The sequence below is a fragment of the Plantibacter sp. genome (assembly GCF_059073635.1).
Genome location: NZ_JCACOF010000008.1, coordinates 279,313 through 297,210, shown reverse-complemented (window position 1 = coordinate 297,210; position 17,898 = coordinate 279,313). Strand labels below are relative to the sequence as shown.

Here is a 17,898-nt window from a genome sequence, read left to right as displayed (position 1 = left end):
CCGGCCCGTGGGCACGCCACAGCTCGACTGTAGTCATCTGAAACATCAGTTCGGTTGCTCGTTCGGAATCTGTGGATAACTCGCGGGCAGCGCAACCCCCAGCCGGTGCGGAGGGTCGGCTGGAACACTGGCGATATGACGACCATCACGCTGACCAAGGGCCTCACCGCCTACCGCGCCGATCCGCCGAAGGGCGTCGAGCTCCGCGGCGGGCTCGTGCTCATCCACGAGATCTGGGGCCTCGTCCCGCACATCACCGACGTCGCCGACCGGTTCGCCGCGGAGGGGTACCTCGTCATCGCGCCCGACATCCTGAGTGGCGCCGGCGTCACACCCGAGATCGGTGCGGAGCTCGAGAGCCTCGTCTTCAACAGTGACGAGGCGACGAGGACCGCGGCACAGCCGAAGCTGCGCGAGAAGCTCTCGGCCTCGAAGTCGCCCGAGTACGCCGAGGAGGCGCTCGGGTACCTGGGGAAGGCCGTCGACGCCCTGTTCGACGAGGAGGGGATCGACGGGCGCGTCGCCGTCGTCGGCTTCTGCTTCGGTGGCGGCTACAGCTTCGCGCTCGCCGCGGCCGACCGCCGCATCCGCGCCGCTGTCCCGTTCTACGGCTACCCGCCGGAGCCCGAGGCTGTGACGAGCATCGCCTGCCCGGTCCTCGCGTTCTACGGCGACCAGGACGAGGGCCTCATGCAGAGCCTGCCCGAGCTGACCACGACGATGGAGGACGCGCGTGTCGAGTTCACCGCGACCGTCTACCCCGACGCCGGTCACGCCTTCTTCAACGACACCAACACGATCACGTACCGCGAGGACGCGGCCGCCGACGCCTGGGTGAAGACGCTCGCGTTCCTCGACACCTCACTCGGCAACGCCTAGCCCGAGCCATCCGTGTCCGTTCGCCCGTTTCTGGGCGAAGAAACGCCCGCTCGCCCAAACATGGGCGAGCGGGCGTTCGGGTGAAACGGCGGAGGCCTACGCGCCCTTGAGGCGGGTGGCGAGGTAGGCGTACAGCTCGTCGATGGCGACACGCTCCTGCTGCATGCTGTCGCGGTCGCGGACCGTCACGGCGTTGTCCTCGAGCGAGTCGAAGTCGACGGTCACGCAGTACGGGGTGCCGATCTCGTCCTGACGACGGTAGCGGCGGCCGATCGCGCCCGAGTCGTCGAAGTCGATGTTCCACGAGCCGCGCAGCTCGTCGCCGATCTGGCGGGCGAGCGGCGACAGCGCCTCGTTGCGGGACAGCGGCAGCACGGCGACCTTGACGGGCGCGAGACGCGGGTCGAGGTGCAGCACGGTGCGCTTCTCGATCTTGCCCTTGGCGTTCGGCGGCAGCTCCTGCTCCTCGTACGCGTCGACGAGGAAGGCCATGAGCGCACGGGTCAGACCGAACGACGGCTCGATGACGTACGGCATGTACCGCTCGTTCTTGGCCTGGTCGAAGTAGCTGAGGTCCTTGCCGGACTGCTCGGCGTGCACCTTGAGGTCGTAGTCGGTGCGGTTCGCGACGCCCATGAGCTCGCCCCACTCGCTGCCGGCGAAGCCGAACTTGTACTCGATGTCGACGGTGCGCTTCGAGTAGTGCGCCAGCTTCTCCTGCGGGTGCTCGAACCAACGGATGTTGTCGGGCGTCATGCCGAGGTCGATGAACCAGGCCCAGCACAGGTCCATCCAGGTCTGCTGCCACTCGTCGTCGGTGCCGGGCTCGACGAAGAACTCGATCTCCATCTGCTCGAACTCGCGGGTGCGGAAGATGAAGTTACCGGGCGTGATCTCGTTGCGGAACGCCTTGCCGATCTGGCCGATGCCGAACGGCGGCTTCTTGCGGGCCGTCTGCAGCACGTTCGCGAAGTTCGTGAAGATGCCCTGGGCGGTCTCGGGACGCAGGTAGTGGAGACCGGACTCGTCGTCGACGACGCCGAGGAAGGTCTTCAGGAGGCCGGACATCTGACGGATCTCGGTCCACTGGCCGACCTTCGAGGGGTGCTCGGGGTCGGGGATGTCGGCGAGGCCGTTCTCCGGCGGGTGGCCGTGCTCGGCCTCGTACGCCTCGAAGAGGTGGTCGGCCCGGTACCGCTTGTGGGTGATGAGCGATTCGGTCAGCGGGTCGCTGAAGACCTTGACGTGACCGGACGCCTCCCAGACCGGGGTGGGCAGGATGACGGCGGAGTCGAGACCGACCATGTCGCCGCGGCCACGCACGAACGCGTTCCACCACTGGCGCTTGATGTTCTCCTTGAGCTCGACACCCAGGGGCCCGTAATCCCACGCAGACCGCGTGCCGCCGTAGATGTCTCCCGACGGGAAGACGAAGCCGCGGTGCTGGGCCAGGGTGATGACGGACTCGAGATGGGACTGCTCTGCCATGGGTGTGGATCCTCCGTGCCGCTTGCCACGCGGCGGTACCTTCCGGTGCTGACGCCTGGCTGGCGCCCGCTCCCGGAACCCCTCAATCCTATGGGCGAGCCCGTGAGGACGCCCAACGGCCCTTGTCCCGCTCAGGGCGGCCGCCTAGCCTGACAACCATCGCGGTACGCAGGATGGAGCATCGATGGATTGGCTGTGGAACCTCGACGTCATCGACGGTCCACTCGTCTGGGTGCTCGACGGGCTCAGCATCGCCGGCCTGCTGTACCTCGTCATCCGTCGGTCCGGGCTGCTGTGGTACCTGAGCGCCGCCATCGCCCTCCTGGCCGGCGCGCTCCTCGCCCTGGGGACGGTGTGGCTGGTCTTCGACGTGCTCAACCTCTTCGGCGGGCCGTTGATCCGCTCCGCGGAGCCCTGGTTGATCGGCGTCTTCGCCGGCATCGCGCTCGCCGTCCTGACGATCTGCTGGCGCGTCTCGTGGCAGCGGCGCGTCATCGCCGTCGCGTGCATCCTCGTCTTCGGCGCGACCGCGGCGCTGGGCGTCAACGGCGCGTACGGTGTCCAGACCACCCTCGGGTCGATGTTCCACGTCCAGAACCGCAAGCCGATCACCCTCGTGACGCCGACGAGCACGCCCACCGGCGATCCGGCCCGCCCGCTGTACGAGACGTGGAAGCCGCCGGCCGATCTGCCGAAGACAGGCAGGTTCGGCCCGCTTCCCACGGGCGACCGGATCCCGAACACGAACTCCGGGTTCAACGCCCGCCCGGCGCAGGTCTACTACCCACCCGCCGCACTCGTGAAGGATCCCCCGGCGCTCCCGTTCGTCCTCATGATGATGGGACAACCGGGTGACCCCGACGCGAAGTGGATCGGCGAGGCGCTCGACGCGATCGCCGCCGACCACCAGGGGCTCGCCCCCATCGCGCTCGTCGTGGACCAGCTCGGCGACCCCTCGGTGGATCCGCTGTGCATCGACGGGCGGTACGGGAAGGTGGAGACCTACGTCACGCAGGACGTCCTCCCCTGGGCGAAGGCGAACCTGCACATCCTCCAGTCGCCGAAGGATTGGACGGTCGCCGGGTACTCGGCCGGCGGCAGCTGTGCGATCTACTACGGAGCCAAGTACCCGCAGACCTTCGGCAACGTCGTCAGTGTCTCGGGCGAGGAGTATCCCGGAGCCGGCCTCCCGGCGGACAACCTGCGCGTGATGTTCAACGGCGACCAGAACGCGTACGACGCGATCAAACCGGCGACCATCATGGCGAAGACGACGTACGTCGACACCGAGGCGTTCTTCTCCGCGGGGACGGCGGACGCGGTCTACACCGACATGATGCGGCGCGCCGCATCCACCGCGACGGCGGCCGGCTGGAAGGTCCAGACCTTCGCGATACCGGGTGGCGACCACGGCGCCAGCTCGCTCACGGGCGGGCTGGACCAGACGCTCCGTGCGCTCTACCCGCGGATCGGTCTCCAACGACCGTGACGGGGACGGGGCTCCGCGACCCGGCTTCCACTCCATCGTGGGCTGTGGAGAACTTCGGCGGCGGTCTGGACCGATTGGTTATGGTCGATGCCCATGACCACCCAGCTCCCGCCGATGCCACAGCCCCTCCTCGTCCAGATCGGCAACATCAGGGTCACTGAGGACGTGATCATGACACCCGCCGGCACGTGGCCACTCGCGGACGTCAACGTGACGTCGAGCGATCAGACCTCGACGACCACCCACACCCCGGCGTGGGCCATCGTGCTGGTCATCGTGTTGATCTGGTTCTTCTTCCTCAGCCTGCTGTTCCTGTTCGCGAAGGAGAGGCGTGTCTCGGGGTTCGTCTCCGTGAACGTCCAGGCCGGCCCGTACACCTACACCGAGCAGGTCCCGATCTCGACCGACTTCGCCCGACACGACACCATGAACCGCGTCGGCTACACCCAATCACTGATCGGGCAGGCACGGCACCGGGCGATCGCGAACCGAGCGGCGGAGTCCTCCCGGCACCCTGAGGTGCAGTGACCGGTCGCTCGCGGGCCATGCACGCGACGAGATGACTCAATCGGGCGGCGGCGCGAGGGACGCGCCCTCGAGGAAGGCGCCCATGACGAGTTCGTGACGCAGTTCACCGAGGGTGCCGTCGAGACGGCCGACGAGGGTCTCGACGCCCATTCGGCCGAGTTGGGCGGCGGGCAGCAACGTGACGGCGAGTGCCGGGTCGGCCGCTTCCGACACCTCTCGCGTGGAGGCGACGAGGACGACGGACAGGTCGTCGGGGACCGAGACGCCGCGCCTGCCGAGCTCGCTCACGAAACCGAGGGCCGCCCGATCGTTGAGCACGAGGACGGCGGTGACCTCGGGCGCCTCCTCCTGGAGGGCCGCCGCGATCTCGCGACCACCGGCCGGATCGGGAGTGCACTGGAGCGTCCGAGCGCGGAGTCCACGGGCCGCGCACACGGCGTGGAAGGTCTCCTGCACGCGGATCACCGGGCCGTAACCGTCGAGGTCGGCCCGCTCGACCTCCTCGAGCAGGGCGAACTCCCGATGACCGAGGGCCTGCAAGCGGTCGATGGACAACTCGACCATCCCCTCGAAGTCGACGTCGACGTAGTCGAGACCGGAGGGGTCGCGCGTCCGACCGATGAGCGTCAGTGGCGTCCCGGCCGCGAGCAGACGGTCGACCCGATGGTCGTCGAGCCGCACCTCCATGAGGATGACGCCGTCGATGAGGCCGTCGGAGGTGAACTCGCGAAGCGCGTCTGGGTCGCTCGGCTCCGGCCAGAGGACGACGGTGTACCCGAGCTCGGCGGCAGCCTCCGCAGCACCGGTGAAGAAGCGGGCCGCGTTGTCGGACAGTCGATGCTGGAGCACCGGGAACAGCAGTGCGATGATGCGGGTCCGCCGGCTCGCGAGCGCGCGGGCGACCGCGTTCCGGCGGAAGTCCAGCTCGACCATCGCCGACTCCACCCGCAGTCGAGTGGCCGGGGACACGGGCTTCGAATCGTTGACGACGAACGACACCGTGGCGACCGAGACCCCTGCGAGTCGCGCGACGTCACGCATCGTTGCCATGGATCCCCGTTCAGGTGCGGTGCTGTCCGGTCAGTCTCTCACGGATCACGATTCGGTAAACCGGTTAAATTGCTCCTTGACGACTCCGGCGACGCGGTGCATGCTGGTTCCCGAAGCGCGCAGTAAACCGGTTAACTTTCTGGTCTGCGCGATCCGACCTCGACCGGCGAAGGAGCCGTGCTGATGCCTGTACCGACCACGGAGGACCGCCGGTCCGAGCAGCCACTGCGCGTCGCGATCGTCGGGTACAGCTTCATGGGCACGATCCACGCGCAGGCCTGGACCACCGCTCCCCGCTTCTTCGACCTCGGCCGCGGGGTCGACCTCGTCGCCGTCAGCGGTCGCGATGCCGACGCCGCCCGCGCGTTCGCCGACCGGTTCGGGATCGCCGACGTCGAGACGGACTGGCGAGCGCTCCTCACCCGCGGCGACATCGACGTGATCGACATCTGCACCCCTGGCCACCTCCACGCCGAGATCGCGATCGCGGCACTCGACGCCGGTATCCACGTCCTGTGCGAGAAGCCGCTCGCGAACACGCTCGAGGAGGCCGAGCGGATGAACGCCGCGGCCGAGCGAGCTGCGGCGCGCGGCGTTCACGCGATGGTCGGCTTCAGCTATCGGCGCACCCCCGCACTCGCCTATGCACGACGGCTCGTCGCCGACGGTCGCCTCGGGACGATCCGTCACATCCGGGCCCAGTACCTGCAGGACTGGATCGCGGATCCGACGTTCCCGCTCGTCTGGCGGCTCGACGCCGACCAGGCCGGCTCCGGTGCGCTCGGTGACCTCGGCGCCCACATCATCGATCTCGCACGGTTCGTCACCGGGCAGGAGCTGACCGGCGTGAGCGCCCTGACCTCGACCTTCGTCACCGAGCGGCCGCTCCCCACCTCGTCGAGCGGCCTCAGCGCCACCGCGGGCGACGATCCTGAGGATGGCGACGCGGCGGAACCCCTCACCGGGCGGGTGACCGTCGACGACGCGGTCGTGTTCATCGCCCGCACCGACGGCGGCGCCCTGGCGACGTTCGAGGCCACCCGCTTCGCCACCGGTCGCAAGAACGCGATGCGGCTCGAGGTCGACGGTTCCGACGGATCGCTCGTCTTCGACTTCGAGCGCATGAACGAGCTGCAGTTCCACGACCACACCCTCCCGGCCGAGGAGGCGGGCTTCCGGCGCATCCTCGTCACCGAACCCGGTCACCCGTATGCGGACGCCTGGTGGCCGGCCGGACACGGTCTCGGCTACGAGCACACCTTCGTCCACGAGGTCGCCGACCTCGCCCGTGACCTCGCCGCCGGCCGGGCGCCCGAACCTGGCTTCGCCGACGGCCTCCTGGTGCAGCGCGTGCTCACCGCGGTCTCGGCGAGCGCCGACGCAGGCGCCGCCTGGATCCCACTCGACCACTGACCGAACCACCCACCGCACCACGATCACCACCGCATCACGAACACCACTCACCAGGCAAAGGAGCCATGACATGAGATCCACGACCACCCGCGACACCCGGCCACGCATCATCCGTCGGCCGCATGTGCTCGGATCGCTCGCGATCCTCGCGATCACCCCGTTCGCCCTCACCGCGTGCAGCGGTGGCGGTGGCGCGGCGGCCGGAGGCGACGCCGGCACCCTCACGATCCTCGACTACTACAACAACGAACCCGACAAGACCCTCGTGGGCGACGCCCTCGACCGGTGCGCGGACGACGTCGGCGTGAAGATCAAGCGCGAGACCGTCCCCGGCAAGGACCTCATCCAGAAGGTGCTCCAGCAGTCGTCGTCCAAGACGCTGCCCGACGTCCTCATGCTCGACAACCCGGACGTCCAGGAGATCGCCGCGACCGGTGGCCTCTCGCCGCTCAGCGACTACGGCGTCGACACCTCGGGCTTCGCGAAGGGCATCCTCGACGCGGCGAGCTACGAGGGCGAGGTCTACGGCCTGGCGCCGACGGTCAACACCCTCGGCCTCTTCTACAACGAGGACCTCCTCGCCGCGAAGGGCATCACCCCGCCGACCACGTGGGACGAGCTCAAGACGGCCGCCGCTGCACTGACCGAGGGCGACACCTACGGGCTCGCCTTCAGCTCCATCGCCACCTACGAGGGCAGCTGGCAGTTCCTGCCGTTCATGTGGACCAACGGCGGCGACGAGGCCGACCTCACGACGCCCGCCGTCGCCGAGGCCCTCCAGCTGCAGGTCGACCTCGTGAACTCGGGTTCGGCGTCGAAGAGCGTCATCAACTGGTCGCAGGCCGACGTGAACGACCAGTTCATGGCCGGTAAGGCCGCGATGATGATCAACGGCCCGTGGCAGATCCCGGCCCTCAGCGCCGACACGAACCTCAAGTACGGCAGCGTGCAGGTTCCGGTCAACAAGGCCGGCCAGACGCCTGTCGCCCCGCTCGGTGGCGAGGTCTGGACCGTCCCCGTGACCGGCGACAAGGACAAGCAGGCGAAGGCGGCGAAGTTCGTCGAGTGCATCTCGAGTGACGAGAACCAGCTCGCCCTCGCGGAGGCCCGCTTCACCGTCCCGACGAAGACGGCCCTGGCCGAGCAGTACGTCGCGAAGGTCCCCGAGATGGCCGCGTTCACGGAGCAGGTCGCCAACGCCCGCTCGCGCACCGGCGAGCTCGGCGAGGAGTGGCCGGAGGCCGCGACCGAGATCTACACCGCCATCCAGCTCGCCCTGACCGGGCAGGCGACGCCTGAAGAGGCGTTCAAGCAGGCGGCCGCGGGCTGATCCCGATGAGCAGTGGCATCGCCGGAGCATCGCTCCAGGACCGGAAGACCGGCCAGCGGTCCAGCGGCACCGACGGGGGCGCGCCGACCAAGCGCACCCCCGCCGGGGCCGGCCGCCGGTCCCGACGCTTCCGTCGGGAAGACCTGATCAAGCTCGGCTTCGTCCTCCCAGCAGCGCTCTACATCGTGCTCTTCTTCGGCTATCCGGTCGTCAAGAACGTCACGATGAGCTTCCAGGAGTACACGACGAAGACGTTCTTCACGGGCGAGGCGCCGTGGGTCGGGTTCGCGAACTACGTGACCGTGTTCAGTTCCCAGCTGTTCACACCGGCGCTGCTCAACACGGCGCTGTTCACGATCGGGTCGATCGCCGGGCAGTTCGTGATCGGGCTCGCGCTCGCCGTCTTCTTCAAGCGACGCTTCCCCCTGAGCTCGTTCCTCCGCGCGATGCTGCTGCTCCCCTGGCTCCTCCCCCTGATCGTGTCGAGCGCCACCTGGCGGTCGATCCTCGACCAGGACAGCGGCGTCCTGAACGCCGCCCTCGGATCCATCGGCCTGTCGGGCGTCCCCTGGCTGACGAGCCCGTCGGTGGCCCTGTTCGCGGTCGTCCTCGTCAACATCTGGATCGGCATCCCGTTCAACGTCACGATCCTCTACGGCGGCCTCCAGGACATCCCCGACGAGCTCTACGAGGCGGGAGCGCTCGACGGCGCGACCGGCTGGAAGGCGTTCCGCCACATCACCTGGCCGAACCTCCGCCCCGTGGTCAGCGTCGTGCTCGTGCTCGGCGTCGTCTACACGATCAAGGTGCTCGACATCATCCTCGGCCTCACGAACGGCGGGCCGGCGAACGCCACCCAGACCCTCGCGGTGCGGTCGTACCAGGAGTCGTTCGTGAACTTCGAGTTCGGTGTCGGTGCGGCCTTCAGCAACATCCTCATCGTCATCTCGCTCCTCTTCGCCATCGTCTACCTGCGCGTGAACCGACGCGCGGTCGACGAGTAAGGACACGGACCCTCATGACCACGACCAGCATCGTGACCGGCGGCCGGCAGACGCGCCGCTTCGCCCCGGTCGGCCCACGTCGACACCGCGGCGACCGACGCCACCTCGGCTACACCGTCGTCGGCGTCATCATCCTCGCGATCATGCTCTTCCCCGTCTACTGGATGGTGAACGCGTCCCTGCAGCCCTCCGGAAACACGCTCACCGGGGACTTCTTCCCGGTGAACCCGAGCTTCGCCGGGTACGAGAAGGCGATCGCCGACCAGGGCGGGCACCTCGTCACGAGCCTCGTCATCTCGCTCGGTACCGTCGTCCTGTCGCTCGCGATCGCGGCCCCGGCGGCCTACGCCCTCGCACAGTTCCGGTTCCGCTGGATCAGCATCGCGCTCCTCGTGATCCTGATCGCCCAGATGATCCCGGGCATCGTGATCGCGAACGCGCTCTACTCGGCCTACAACGACCTCGGCCTGCTCAACTCGATCCCCGGGCTTGATCCTCGCCGACGCCTCGCACGCCATCCCGTTCGCGATCCTCATCCTGCGGGCGTCGATGCAGACCATCCCGCCGTCGATCGTGGAGGCGGCACGGGTCGACGGCGCGGGGCACGTGCGGGCCTTCGTCTCGATCGTCCTCCCGGTGAGCCGCAACGTGCTCATCACCGCCGGCCTGTTCGCCTTCCTCTTCTCCTGGAGCGACTTCCTGTTCGCCCTGACGCTGACGACGACGGAGGACGTCCGGCCAGTGACGCTCGGCATCTACCAGTACCTCGGCTCGCAGGTCTCGAACTGGAGCGCGGTGATGGCGACCGCCGTCCTCTCGTCCCTGCCCGCGATCCTGCTGCTCGTCATCGCCCAGCGGTTCATCGCCGCGGGTGCGACGGGCGGTGCCGTGAAATGACCGACGACCACTCCGACACCCTCTCCGACCACGCAACGCATCCTCGAAGGAGCACCACCATGTCCGACAGCAGCACCCCCATCCGCGTCCTCGTCTGGGGCGAGAACCGCCACGAGCAGATCGAGGAGAAGGTCCGCGCCATCTACCCGGACGGCATGCACACGACCATCAAGGAGGGCATCGAAGAGCACCTCGGCGCCGAGGCCGTGGTGACCACGACCACGCTCGACGAACCGGAGCACGGGCTCACCGAGGAGGTGCTCGCCGCGACCGACGTGCTCGTCTGGTGGGGCCACGCGGCTCACGGTGAGGTCGCCGACGAGGTCGTCGAGCGCGTGCACCAGCACGTGCTCGCCGGTATGGGCCTGCTCGTGCTGCACTCCGGCCACTGGTCGAAGATCTTCGGCAAGCTCATGGGGACCTCGTGCACGCTCCGGTGGCGGTCGGAGGAGGACCGCGAGATCGTCTGGACCGTCGACCCCACCCACCCGATCGCCCAGGGGATCCCGCACCCGTTCATCATCCCGGCGCAGGAGATGTACGGCGAGTTCTTCGACGTCCCCGCGCCCGACGAGCTCGTCTTCCTCTCGACCTTCACCGGTGGCGAGGTCTTCCGTTCCGGCATGACCTACAAGCGCGGCTTCGGCAAGATCTTCTTCTTCTCCCCCGGCGACCAGGACTACCCGGTCTACCACCACGAGCACGTCCGTCGCGTCCTCGCGAACGGCGTCCGGTGGGCGCAGACGCTGCGTCCGGAACGCGCGGTGCCGGTCCTGCTTCGGTACGAGACCGAGGACTTCTACAACGGCCGCGGGTACGAAGGGGCGCTCGCGCGATGAGTGCTCCTGTCGACGGTGGCTTCGCGACGCTCGCGGACGCCACCAGGCCGGTCCGGCTCGTGCTCGTCGGTGCGGGCGGGATGGGACGGGCCTGGTTGCGGACGATCCTCGCGAACCCGGACACGGAACTCGTCGGCGTCGTCGACCTCGACACGGCCCTCGCCGAGTCGGCGGTGACCGAGGCCGGGCTCCGGGTGGGCCCCGAGGGTGTCGTCGTCGGCACCAGCGTGTCGGTCGTCGCCGAGGCGACGGGGGCGGACGCGGTCGTCAACGTCACCGTGCCCGCCGCGCACCACCCGGTGAACACCGAGGCGCTCTTCGCCGGGTTGCCGGTGCTCTGCGAGAAGCCGATCGCACCGACGGTGGCGCAGGCCCTCTCGTTGGCGGCGACGGCCGAGGCCAGCGGGCAATTGCTCATGACGAGCCAGTCGCGTCGCTACTACGCGTCGATCGCCGCCTTCCGGGAGCAGGTCGCCACGCTCGGTCGGCTCGGATCCGCGACGACCGAGTTCTTCAAGGCACCGCACTTCGGCGGCTTCCGCGAGGAGATGGCGCACGTGCTGCTCGTCGACATGGCGATCCATGCCTTCGACGCCGCCCGCTACGTCCTCGGCAGCGACCCGATCGCCGTGTACTGCGAGGAGTACAACCCGGGGTGGAGCTGGTTCTCCGCCGACGCCGCCGCGACCGCGGTCTTCGAGTTCGCCGGAGGCGTCCGGTACACCTACAGCGGCAGCTGGTGTGCGGACGGCGTGGAGACCTCGTGGAACGGCAGCTGGCGGGTGAACGGCGAGCACGGCACGGCCGTCTGGGACGGCGACTCCGCTCCGCAGCGGCAGCTCGCGCCGCAGGGCGGATCTCCGTCGGCGGTCGAGACCGCTGAGCTCGAGCCGGACGTACCGGAGGAGATCGCGGGCTCGCTCGTCGAGTTCGTCGATGCCCTGCGCACGGGGCGTGTCCCGTCGGGTGAGGTGCACGCCAACGTGCTGAGCCTCGCGATGGTGGAGGCCGCCGTGCGGTCCGCCGAGTCCGGCGAGCGCGTGGTCATCGCGGACGTGCTCGCCCAGGCGCACACGCGGGCGATCGAGGCCGAGCCGCGCGCCGACGTCCGGGCCGCGCTCGTCGCCTCCCGCTGAGGTGAGGCGGATCGTCGCCCGCGCACCCCGCGAGCGACGATCCGCCTCACCTCACCAGGTGCCGTCGAGGAGGTCGCGGGTCACGACCAGGTTGAGCACCCGCCAGAGGCCGGAGTGGCCCGGCGTCTGGCCCGGCCGGTTCGGCCACCCCTCGACGCGTGCGACACGGACGAAACCGACCTCGTGCCACACGGGGTCCGTCTTCCGGAAGCGGTGCGGCTGCCAGACGACCGGACGCTCCGGCAGACTGCCCGACGCCGGCTCGCGCTTCGCTCGCAGCGTCGCCAGGGTCTCCGGCCCGGGGACCTGCTCGCCCACCCAGTCGAGGACGTCGAGCTCGGGTGAGTCGCCGTATCGGGACCGATGGATGCCGGCGACCCGGAACAGGGCGGTCCGTCCGTTCGGCGCCGTGAACGCGAGGACGTCGCCCGGCGTCAGGTCGTCCTCCACGTGGCGCCACGATCGACGGAGGCGCTTCGGTGCGGGCTGCGGGCCGAGGAGCTTCTCGCGGAGACGGTCGAGGGCCGCGGTCCGCCTGGCGACCTCCCCCGGGCCTGCTTCAGCCCACAGCTCGAGGTCGGCACCGCGATCGATCGCCGCGAGCGCCCGCGTCCGCACGTCGGGATCGAGCCGGCCGACCTCGCTCTGCGCGGCCGCGAGCGGGATCCAGAGCTCGCCGTCCTCGCGCTCCACCAGGTGGGCGAACGACGCGATGGTCCGTCGCGTCGCCTCGTCGTCCGGCACCCGGTCCTGCACGTACTCGCGGTACTCGGTGCGGATGTCCGACGCCGTGTCGTTCGAGAAGATCGCCGTTCCCCATGCACCCATCCCGGCATCCTGCCAGACCCCTCGCGTCAGCGGCCAGGTGAGGCCCATACGATGGATCCAGCCCGACTCCGAGACGAAGGACGCTGCATGCCATCCCGCCCCACCAAGCTGATCCCGCCGACCTTCTCCCGCACCCCCTCACTCGACGCCGAGGCGGTCGAGTTGAGCGTCGCGATCGAACTCCCCGAGGGCGTCGAGGCGATCGGCCTGGCCGTCGCCCCCGCAGCCGACGGTGCCGGCGACGACATCCCCGCCGCGCTCGGACTCGACCGTGCGGCCCTGACCCGCGCCGGCTTCACCGGCGAGATCGGCCAGACGCTGGTCATCCCCAGCCAGGACGCCCCGACGTACATCGCGGTCGGCGTCGGTGCCCCCGAGAAGCGCACCCCGTCAGCCCTCCGCGACATCGCTGCTGCCTTCGCCCGTGCGGCATCCTCCTTCGCGAGCATCGGCCTCGACGTGGCGCGCTCGTTCGACCTCGACCCGGCCTCCGCCGGCCAGCTCGTCGTCGAGGGCGCGCTCCTCGCCCGGTACCGCTACACCGAGCTGAAGCGGGAGACCAAGCGCACCCCGCTCGTCGCGCTCCACCTCGTCGCCGGTGCTGAAGACCTCCCGGAGACCGCGACCGGCGCGCACCGCGGTGAGGTCCTCGCCCGCGCGGCGAACCTCGCCCGCGACCTCGCGAACACGCCTCCCGGACACCTCACGGCGACCGACCTCGCCGAGGTGGCCGAGACGCTCGGTGCCGCCAACGGGCTCGACGTCGAGGTCTTCGACAAGGACGCGCTCATCGAGCTCGGTCTCGGCGGCCTGCTCGGGGTCAACGCCGGCAGCGTCGAGGAACCGCGCATGATCAAGCTCCGGTACACGCCGAAGGACGACGACGGCTCGCCGATCGAGGCCGCAGGACACCTCGCGCTCGTCGGCAAGGGCATCATGTACGACTCGGGCGGTATCTCGCTCAAGCCGTCCGACCCGTCCCACGCGGCGATGAAGATGGACATGGCGGGCGCCGGAGCGATCCTGTCCGCCATGACGGCGCTGGAGGAGTTGCACTGCACGAGCAGCGTCACGGCGTTCCTCATGTGCACGGACAACATGCCCTCGGGCTCGGCCACGATGCTCGGCGACGTGCTGACGTTCCGCAACGGCACCACCGTGGAGATCAAGAACACCGACGCCGAGGGTCGCCTCGTCCTCGCCGACGGCCTGAGCCTCGCCGTCGAGGAGGAGCCCGACGCGATCGTCGACATCGCGACGCTGACCGGTGCCGCGATCATGGCGCTCGGCACGAAGACGGCTGCGGTGCACGGGACCGACCAGGGCATCGTCGACCAGACGCTCGCGTCATCGAAGGCCACCGACGAGCAGCTGTGGCAGTTGCCGCTCGAACGCAGCTACCGGAAGCAGCTCGACTCGGACGTCGCGGATCTCGCCAACATCGGCGGCCGGTTCGCCGGTTCCACGCTCGCCGCGCTGTTCCTCGCGGAGTTCGTCGGCGACATCCCGTGGGCGCACCTCGACATCGCCGGCACCATGCTCGTGGAGTCGGACGAGTCCTGGCGGTCGAAGGGTGCGACCGGGTACGGCACGCGCCTCCTCATCGACCTGGCGCTCAACTTCCGCGCCTGACGCAGGACGCGGCGTCGATGCCCGGTCCCCTGAGCCTGTCGAAGGGCGGCGACCGGACCATCGTTCCCCGCGAGCACTTCGACAGGCTCAGTGACCGGATCAGCCCATCCACAACCCGGTCACTGAGCCGCAACCCGGTCACTGAGCCGCAACCCGGTCACTGGGCCGCAACCCGGTCACTGAGCCTGTCGAAGTGTCGAAGGCCACCCAGCGACAACCTCCGTTGCCGTTCCGGCAAGAATCACGTGTTCGCAGCCGGTGTCACGGCAGGCTGATGCCATGACCTCCGAGCACGAGCCCGCCATCACCGATCCCGCCGCCTTCTGGGAGCACCGCTACAGCAGCCGCGGCCAGGTGTGGAGCGGCAAGCCGAACGCCGCACTCGAGCGCGAGGTGGGCGGGTTGGTGCCCGGCACCGCGCTCGAGCTCGGCAGCGGGGAGGGCGCCGACGCCGTGTGGCTCGCCCGGCAGGGCTGGTCCGTGACCGCCGTCGACATCTCCCCGAGCGCGCTCGCCCTCGGAGCGTCGACCGCGAGCGAGGCGGGGGTCGCCGATCGCGTCACCTGGGTGCAGGCCGACCTCGTCGAGTGGGAACCGTCGGCGTCGTTCGATCTCGTCACCGCGACCTTCCTGCACTCCCCCGTCGAGTTTCCCGCGCGAGGCGGTCCTGCGCCGTGCGGCGTCGGCGGTCGCTCCCGGCGGCACGCTGCTCATCGTCGGCCACGCCGGCCCGCCGCCCTGGGCGACCGAGCACATCGCGCACGCGCACTTCCCGACGCCCGACGAGGTCCACGCCTCGCTGGAGCTTGACGTCGTCCGAGTGGGAGGTCGTCACCGCGGGCCTCGTCGCGCGCGCCGCGATCGGGCCCGACGGCGAGCCCGCCGAGCTCGACGACAGCGTCCTCGTCCTCCGTCGCCGTCCCTAACTCAGGAGCGTCCCGGCGTGTCGCGCCGCCCGGCCGGCGTGTCGCACCCGACACGCCGCAGCAGTCCTGAGTTAGGGACACAACAACACCCGCCGCGCATCCCGGCTCAAACCGGATCCTCCCACGTCCCTAACTCAGGAGCGTCCCGGCGCGTCGCGCCGCCCGGCCGGCGTGTCGCAACCGACACGCCGCAGCACTCCTGAGTTAGGGACAGGACTGAGGTCGAATCGGGTCAGCGATCAGGGGTCAGCGGGTCGGGGGCGCACCCACGGAGCCGCGCTCGATGAGCGTCTGGGCGAGCACGAACTCCTCCGCGTCGGCCCCCGCCCCACCGATCCGGGCGATCAGCCGGCGCGCGGATTCGGCCCCGAGTTCGTAGATCGGCTGCGACACGACGGTGATCGGCGGCGTGGTGAGGCTCGTCCAGTCGGCGTCGTCGAACGCGATGAGCGACACGTCGTCGGGGATCGCGAGGCCGAGTTCGCGGATGGTCCGGAAGACCGCGGAGCCGACCAGGCTGTCGGAGGCGATGATCGCGGTCACGGGGTCCGGGTCGCCGAGGACCTTCCGGGTGATGACGTCGATCCCCTCCGCGCGCGCGTTGAGGTGGACGGACGCCGCCGGATCCTCGACGCCGGCCTCGCGGAGGGCACCCGTGAACCCGTCGATGCGATCGCCGACCGAGGAGGAGCCGACATCGTCCCCTGAGGCATACGGCTCCCCGTGCCCGAGCGTCGAGATGAACGCGATCCGACGGTGTCCGGCGGCGAGGAGGTGCCGGGTTGCCGCGGCCGCCCCGGAGGCGTTGTCGGCGACGACCGTGTCGGCCTCCATGCCGGCCGCACGACGGTCGAGGAGCACCACGGGACGCCCCTCGGCGAGCGCCGTTTGTAAACTTCTCGTTTCGATCGAGGAGGCCGGCGTGACGATGAACCCGTCCACGCGCTTGTCGAGGAGGAGCTCGATCGCGGCCGTCTCAGCGTCGACCTCCTCGTCGGAATTGGCGAGGATGAGGTCGAATCCGGCTGCTTGCGCGACGTCGGAGATCCCCCGGGTCGCACGAGCGAAGAAGGGGTTCTCGATGTCGCCGATGACCACCCCGATGGTGTTCGACTTCCCCGTGTTCATGCTCTTCGCGAGGGCGTTCGGGCGGTAACCGAGGCGTTCCGCGGCGGCCTGCACACGGTCCCGCACATCCTCGCTCACGGCCCCGTAGTCGCCGAGCGCGCGGGCCGCAGTGGCCTTCGACACCCGTGCGGCCTTCGCGACGTCCGACACCGTCGCCTCGCGTCTGCCGGTACCCGGATCCGTTGCCATGTGCCCTCCGATGGGGTCTGCTGCGTCGTTGACGTTGTCCGAGAACCAGGGTACTGTCCTGGACAACCTGTTGAGACCGGTCTCAACCTACGACATTGAGACCGGTCTCACCAGCAGAACGACAGCAATGGAGCTGGCGGCGTCCACAAGACACGAGCCGACGGTTCCCTCCACGCACCACGAACTCCTCCCCACGATTGGACTCGCCGTGACGAATCGCTTCACCCTCCGCAGGACGGCCCTCCTCGCCGTCGCTGCGGCGACCGCCCTCATCCTCTCCGCGTGCTCCGGTGGTGCCGGAACCGCGAGCAGCACCGAGGACAACCCGTACGGACTCATCACCCCCGGACAGATCCGCGTCGCCAGCCTCGGCGACTCGAAGCCATACACCTTCACCGACGCCGACGGGACGTTCACCGGCTTCGACGTCGAACTCTTCACCGACGTCGCCAAGCGGATCGGGATCGACGACGTCGTGTTCACCGGTCAGGACTTCTCCGGTCTGCTCTCCGCCGTCGCGAACGGTCAGTTCGACGTCGGCGTCGCCGCCATCGGCATCACCAAGGAGCGCGAGCAGACGGTCGACTTCTCCGACGGCTACCTCGCCGGGTACCTCACGGTCATGGCGGCGAAGGACTCCGGCATCACCGACGCGGACAGCCTCGCCGGCAAGCGCCTCGGCGTCGTCCAGGGCACCCTCCAAGAGGCCTACGCGGTCAAGCACTTCACCGACACCGAACTCGTGCGCTTCCCCGACAACAACTCGGCCATCTCGGCCGTCAACAGCGGCAGCATCGACGCCCACTTCCTCGACTACGAGGCGGCGAAGGAGTACGCGGCCCAGTACGGGCTCGTGAACGCCATCGACATCCCGTCCTTCGACGCACCGGCCGGGTTCGCGATCGCGAAGGACAAGCCCGAATTCAAGAAGGCCCTCGACAAGGCCCTCGCCGAGGCGATGGAGGACGGCACCTGGAAGAAGCTCTACCAGAAGTGGTTCCCGGGCTCTCCGATGCCCGAGCAGTACCTCCCGAAGGCGGAGCAGACCTCCAGCCCCAGCCCGACCTCGTCGACCGAGTAGTCCCCGTCTCGTGGTGCGGGCCGAGCACCGGCCCGCACCACACCATCCCACCCCTCAGGAG

The 17,898-nt window shown here is 69.4% G+C and carries 15 protein-coding genes and 1 pseudogene; 12 read left to right on the top strand and 4 right to left on the bottom strand.

The window, feature by feature from the left end:
* Positions 1-135: 135 nt before the first annotated feature.
* Positions 136-879 carry a dienelactone hydrolase family protein gene (locus tag AC5JOC_RS08645; protein WP_085511333.1) on the top strand — a complete coding sequence of 248 codons (744 nt, stop codon included), beginning with the start codon at positions 136-138 and terminating at the stop codon, positions 877-879.
* Positions 880-975: 96 nt separating this feature from the next.
* Here the strand turns inward: AC5JOC_RS08645 and AC5JOC_RS08640 are convergent, their stop codons facing one another.
* Positions 976-2,367, bottom strand: coding sequence for a glycine--tRNA ligase (locus AC5JOC_RS08640; RefSeq protein ID WP_064295424.1), 1,392 nt, complete (start codon positions 2,365-2,367; stop codon positions 976-978).
* Positions 2,368-2,551: 184 nt separating this feature from the next.
* Between AC5JOC_RS08640 and AC5JOC_RS08635 the strand changes: the two genes are divergently transcribed.
* Positions 2,552-3,856 carry an alpha/beta hydrolase gene (locus AC5JOC_RS08635; RefSeq protein WP_494246152.1) on the top strand — a complete coding sequence of 435 codons (1,305 nt, stop codon included), beginning with the start codon at positions 2,552-2,554 and terminating at the stop codon, positions 3,854-3,856.
* 93 nt (positions 3,857-3,949) lie between these two features.
* The gene (locus AC5JOC_RS08630) at positions 3,950-4,384 is read left to right on the top strand and encodes a hypothetical protein (protein ID WP_159876789.1); all 435 of its coding nucleotides are present in this window, start codon (positions 3,950-3,952) and stop codon (positions 4,382-4,384) included.
* Between the two features lie 36 nt (positions 4,385-4,420).
* Here AC5JOC_RS08630 and AC5JOC_RS08625 read toward each other — a convergent pair whose 3' ends face one another.
* Positions 4,421-5,434 (bottom strand): LacI family DNA-binding transcriptional regulator, encoded by a 1,014-nt coding sequence (locus tag AC5JOC_RS08625; protein ID WP_249404621.1) that lies wholly within the window; start codon positions 5,432-5,434, stop codon positions 4,421-4,423.
* A 183-nt stretch (positions 5,435-5,617) separates the two neighbouring features.
* On the opposite strand from AC5JOC_RS08625, the gene AC5JOC_RS08620 reads away from it, so the two are divergent.
* From AC5JOC_RS08620 to AC5JOC_RS08595, 6 genes and pseudogenes are all read left to right on the top strand, one after another.
* The gene (locus tag AC5JOC_RS08620) at positions 5,618-6,847 is read left to right on the top strand and encodes a Gfo/Idh/MocA family protein (RefSeq protein WP_430892725.1); all 1,230 of its coding nucleotides are present in this window, start codon (positions 5,618-5,620) and stop codon (positions 6,845-6,847) included.
* Positions 6,848-6,917: 70 nt separating this feature from the next.
* A complete protein-coding gene (locus AC5JOC_RS08615; protein WP_082916064.1) occupies positions 6,918-8,177 on the top strand; it encodes a sugar ABC transporter substrate-binding protein in 1,260 nt (419 codons plus the stop codon).
* Between the two features lie 5 nt (positions 8,178-8,182).
* Positions 8,183-9,181, top strand: coding sequence for a carbohydrate ABC transporter permease (locus AC5JOC_RS08610; protein ID WP_124767972.1), 999 nt, complete (start codon positions 8,183-8,185; stop codon positions 9,179-9,181).
* Between the two features lie 14 nt (positions 9,182-9,195).
* Positions 9,196-10,078: pseudogene (locus tag AC5JOC_RS08605) on the top strand (carbohydrate ABC transporter permease).
* 59 nt (positions 10,079-10,137) lie between these two features.
* Positions 10,138-10,917 (top strand): ThuA domain-containing protein, encoded by a 780-nt coding sequence (locus AC5JOC_RS08600; RefSeq protein ID WP_159876781.1) that lies wholly within the window; start codon positions 10,138-10,140, stop codon positions 10,915-10,917.
* The gene (locus tag AC5JOC_RS08595) at positions 10,914-12,053 is read left to right on the top strand and encodes a Gfo/Idh/MocA family protein (RefSeq protein ID WP_494246149.1); all 1,140 of its coding nucleotides are present in this window, start codon (positions 10,914-10,916) and stop codon (positions 12,051-12,053) included. The genes AC5JOC_RS08600 and AC5JOC_RS08595 overlap by 4 nt, the downstream gene beginning before the upstream one ends.
* 51 nt (positions 12,054-12,104) lie before the next feature.
* Here AC5JOC_RS08595 and AC5JOC_RS08590 read toward each other — a convergent pair whose 3' ends face one another.
* Positions 12,105-12,881: a hypothetical protein gene (locus AC5JOC_RS08590; protein WP_494246147.1), complete on the bottom strand. Its 777-nt coding sequence runs from the start codon at positions 12,879-12,881 to the stop codon at positions 12,105-12,107.
* 87 nt (positions 12,882-12,968) lie between these two features.
* On the opposite strand from AC5JOC_RS08590, the gene AC5JOC_RS08585 reads away from it, so the two are divergent.
* Positions 12,969-14,513 carry a leucyl aminopeptidase gene (locus AC5JOC_RS08585; protein ID WP_124767962.1) on the top strand — a complete coding sequence of 515 codons (1,545 nt, stop codon included), beginning with the start codon at positions 12,969-12,971 and terminating at the stop codon, positions 14,511-14,513.
* A gap of 279 nt (positions 14,514-14,792) precedes the next feature.
* Complete coding sequence (locus tag AC5JOC_RS08580; protein WP_494246145.1) at positions 14,793-15,323, top strand: SAM-dependent methyltransferase; 531 nt, start codon at positions 14,793-14,795, stop codon at positions 15,321-15,323.
* 362 nt (positions 15,324-15,685) lie between these two features.
* Here AC5JOC_RS08580 and AC5JOC_RS08575 read toward each other — a convergent pair whose 3' ends face one another.
* Positions 15,686-16,756 carry a LacI family DNA-binding transcriptional regulator gene (locus AC5JOC_RS08575; protein WP_494246143.1) on the bottom strand — a complete coding sequence of 357 codons (1,071 nt, stop codon included), beginning with the start codon at positions 16,754-16,756 and terminating at the stop codon, positions 15,686-15,688.
* Positions 16,757-16,964: 208 nt separating this feature from the next.
* Between AC5JOC_RS08575 and AC5JOC_RS08570 the strand changes: the two genes are divergently transcribed.
* Complete coding sequence (locus tag AC5JOC_RS08570) at positions 16,965-17,837, top strand: ABC transporter substrate-binding protein (protein ID WP_071261542.1); 873 nt, start codon at positions 16,965-16,967, stop codon at positions 17,835-17,837.
* Positions 17,838-17,898: the final 61 nt, after the last annotated feature.